Here is a 3,420-nt window from a genome sequence, read left to right as displayed (position 1 = left end):
GTGGGACTGCGCTGAGGGAGGGGGCTCAAACGCTGAGCATGAACTCGCGGGTGCCGAGCGGCTCGCCATTGACGAGCAGTTCGATCAGGTGTTCGCCCGCGTAGTAGCGGCGCGTGGTGATGGGATGGATCTTGTGGACGCGCTTGAGCGCCACCTGCTCACCCGCGGCCAGCTGGCGCGTGGTCCATTTGAAGACCTTGGGGGACAGCTCTCCCGAAGCCTTGCGGTGGTGGATGCGATAGTCGATGACCAGCTTCTGGTCGCCACGCGCCTTGGAGTGCAGCTCGATGTGGAATTGAAGTTCTCCGCCAAGCTGGACGGCCTTCGACGACAGCTTGAAGGCCTTGAGTTCCAGGCGGGGCTTGGGGGTGAAGCCGAGCACGTCGAGCGCGCCCGGGTGCCCCTGCTTGACGAGCGTCCTGCTGGCATGGCGGACCAGCCACAGCGTCTCCGGACCCGGTGATTCGCTGGCCCACCGGCGGACAACGCTCACCACGGTGTCGGGGTGGTCCTTGGCGATGTCATTCAGGTTGTTCGCCACCGAGCGGCGGACGAACAGCGCGGGGTCCGCCTTGAGCTTCTCCAGCAACGCGAGCACCGGGGCCGGATCCTTCTGGAAGGCCGGCAGCCTCTGGGCCCAGGGCAGGCGCGGGCGCGTGCCCTCGGAGACGAGCCGGCGCACCGCCTCGTCCGGATCCTGCGACCACCGGTGAAGGTACTCGAGCACCCCTTCCGGATGGCGGAGCAGGAAGGGGCGGATGGCGAACTCGGAGGTGAACCGGGTCGTCAGCATGCGCATGGCGCGCATGGAGTCGTGCAGGTGGTCCAGCCCGTATTCCTCCACGAAGTGGCACAGCGGCCAGATGCGAAAGCCGCGCAGGGGCGTCAGGTGCCCCTGCTCGGAGCCCGCCATGACCTCCAGCTGGCGCAGCGCGGTGGGGTAGTCCTCCGCGAGGTGGCGGCGCAGCGTCCTCGCGAGGTGGCGGACGCGGTCCTTCATCTCCATCGACTCCAGCCCCTGGCTGGCCTCGCGAACGAAGGCCTGGGCGTTCAGCCCGGGCACGGCGACCGCGCCGCGCTTGCCGAGGTCGAGGATGGCTTCCCTGTTGAAGAGGTCCTTGAATTGGGTTCCGGTGCTCATGGATGGGGGGTCGGGGTCAGAAGGTGCCCGTGCGCACGCCAGGCTTCTTTTCGAGCGCGTTCAGGGAGACGCCCGCGACCTCCCGCTGGGAGGACTCGAAGGCGTCGAGCATCATGTTGGGGGTCCACTGCTTGCCGCGTTCGCTCAGCTCCCAGGTGCCGGGCGTTTCGTAGATGAGGCCGCTTTCCTGCCAGGCCTTCCACACGTCCGCGGGGATGGTGTCGATGGCGGCCTGGTGTTTCTTGGAGATGCGGAAGAACTTGGGCATGAACACGGCGCCCCGGTTCTCGGGCCGCGCCAGCTGGCCGGACAGCTTGGCCACGGGCAGTTGCCCCTGCTCCAGCATGGAGCAGTAGGTGTTGACCTCGCCGGTGTTCATGTACGCGACGCCGCTCAGGTAGCCCCGCGCCGAGGCGCCCACGGCCACGGTCTCCGCCGTGTGGTCGCCCTCGCCGCCGCCCCAGAGCAGCCGGAAGTACTCGCAGACCTTGTCGTACTTGGAGAAGACCTGGTCCGCGACGTCGTTGTAACCCAGCTCCCGCATGCGCCAGCGGATGTGCTCGGTCATGGCCATGTGCATGTCCATGCCCGGCTTGGCCGGAATCGTTCCCGCATCCATCGCGGCCCGGAACTTCTTGGGGAACGCGTAGTAGTGCAGGTTGTAGTAGTCCACGCTGTCGAAGTCCGCGGCGCGCAGGGCCGCCAGGTCGTCGTTCAGCGTGGTGAGGTTCTGCCCCGGCAGGTCGTACATCATGTCGACGTTGATGTCGTGGAAGCCCAGCCGCCGGGCATTCGCCGTGACGCGCTCCACGTCCTTGAGCGTCGCGACGATGCGGAACCGCTGCCGCTGGACCTCGTCATACGTCTGCAGCCCGAAGCTCAGGCGGCTGACCTTCCATTCCTTGAGCAGCTCGAGCAGCTCAGGGTTGCCCAGCGTCCGGGGCTCTCCCTCGAAGCTGATCTCCGCGTCGGCGGTGAGCCGGAGGTGGCGGTGGATGGCCTGCAGGATGCGGCCAATGTGCGCCACGGGGAGGATGGAGGGCGAGCCTCCTCCGAAGTACACCGCGGAGAAGGTGCGCTGGGCGATGGCGGGGCGGCGCGCCAGCAGCTCCACCTCCCGGCAGAGGCTGGTGGTGTAGCGCTCGTAGACGTCCTCTCCGCTCGCGATCTTGATGTGGAAGGGACAGAACTGGCACAGGTCGTGACAGTACGGGATGTGGACGTACAGCAGGCTCTCCGCCGGCCGGGCCACCTCCGTGTCCAGCATGGAGTCGAGCAGACCCTTGTGGGCACCCGGGGCATAGTCACCCTGGAGCAGCGGATAGAAGTAGTACGTGACGGGATGGAGGTCTCGGTACATGGGGCGACCCTTCCGGACGTGAGGCTGCTTCGAGGAACGGCTCAGGCCCTGCCGGCACGCGAGAGGATGCGGTCCGCGTTGCCATGGAGGATGTCGCTGGCGATGTCCGGGGGCAGGTGGGCCTGCTCCAGCTGCCCCATGAGCTTGCTGTAGCTGCCGACCACCGGCCAGTCAGAGCCGAACACCACCTTGTGGCGGATGTCGCGAAGGTCCCCGAGCACCGTGGTCAGCTCCAGCAGGGGCACCAGCGCGGTGTCGACGTAGAGGTTCTCGTGGCGAAGGACGAGCTCGCGGGCCTCCTGGTACCAGAGGGGCTTGCCCGCGTGCGCGAGGACGATGGTCAGCCGGGGGAAGCCCCGGGCGATGCGCTCGAAGTCCGAGGGCTGGATGTTCTTCTGCTCGGCGTCACGCTGGGAGGTGTGGCCGGTGTGGAAGATGATGGGGAGTCCGCCGCGCTCGCACTCGCCATACACGTCCCACATGTCCCGGGTGTACGGGTCGAAGGAGTGGTCGGCCGGGTAGAACTTGAAGCCCCGGACGCCCAGCGCGAGGCTCTTCTCGAACTCCTTCCGGGCATCGTGGAAGTTCGGGTTGATGCTGCCGAAGGGGATGAAGAAGTCCGAGCCGCGTGCCTTGCCGGCGATCATCTCGCTGTCGATGGAGAAGTTCGTGCCCGGCCCGCACTCGGCCAGCATGACGGCGCGCTGCACGCCATGGCGGCGCAGGTAGCGCTCCAGCTCGGCCGGCTCGGTGAACAGCCGGGTGATGTCTTCCCCTTCTTCCAGGGGGCGGCGTGTGAGCAGGCCCTGGATGTCGTCGCGAAGGCGGAAGAAGTCACCCGCATGGACATGGAAATCAATCATGGCGGCCTCGGACGGGGTGCGGGGCTAGTGGGATGCCAGCAGGGCAGGGCGGGAAC

3 protein-coding genes are annotated in these 3,420 nt (G+C 67.2%); all 3 read right to left on the bottom strand.

Annotation, left to right across the window (positions count from 1 at the left end; genetic code table 11):
- Positions 1–25 precede the first annotated feature (25 nt).
- Genes D7Y21_RS40715 through D7Y21_RS40705 form a run of 3 tightly spaced genes read right to left on the bottom strand, consistent with a single transcriptional unit; the run spans position 26 to position 3,364 of the window.
- Complete coding sequence (locus tag D7Y21_RS40715) at positions 26–1,141, bottom strand: DNA alkylation repair protein (protein ID WP_121718577.1); 1,116 nt, start codon at positions 1,139–1,141, stop codon at positions 26–28.
- Between the two features lie 16 nt (positions 1,142–1,157).
- Positions 1,158–2,501 (bottom strand): coproporphyrinogen-III oxidase family protein, encoded by a 1,344-nt coding sequence (locus D7Y21_RS40710; protein WP_120565835.1) that lies wholly within the window; start codon positions 2,499–2,501, stop codon positions 1,158–1,160.
- Between the two features lie 41 nt (positions 2,502–2,542).
- The gene (locus tag D7Y21_RS40705) at positions 2,543–3,364 is read right to left on the bottom strand and encodes an amidohydrolase family protein (protein WP_120565834.1); all 822 of its coding nucleotides are present in this window, start codon (positions 3,362–3,364) and stop codon (positions 2,543–2,545) included.
- Positions 3,365–3,420 lie beyond the last annotated feature (56 nt).

It is taken from the genome of Corallococcus sp. AB045 (genome assembly GCF_003668895.1).
GTDB classification, from domain to species: domain Bacteria; phylum Myxococcota; class Myxococcia; order Myxococcales; family Myxococcaceae; genus Corallococcus; species Corallococcus coralloides.
Note: the sequence above shows the minus strand (reverse complement) of the source record. Positions and strands in the feature narration are given on the sequence as shown.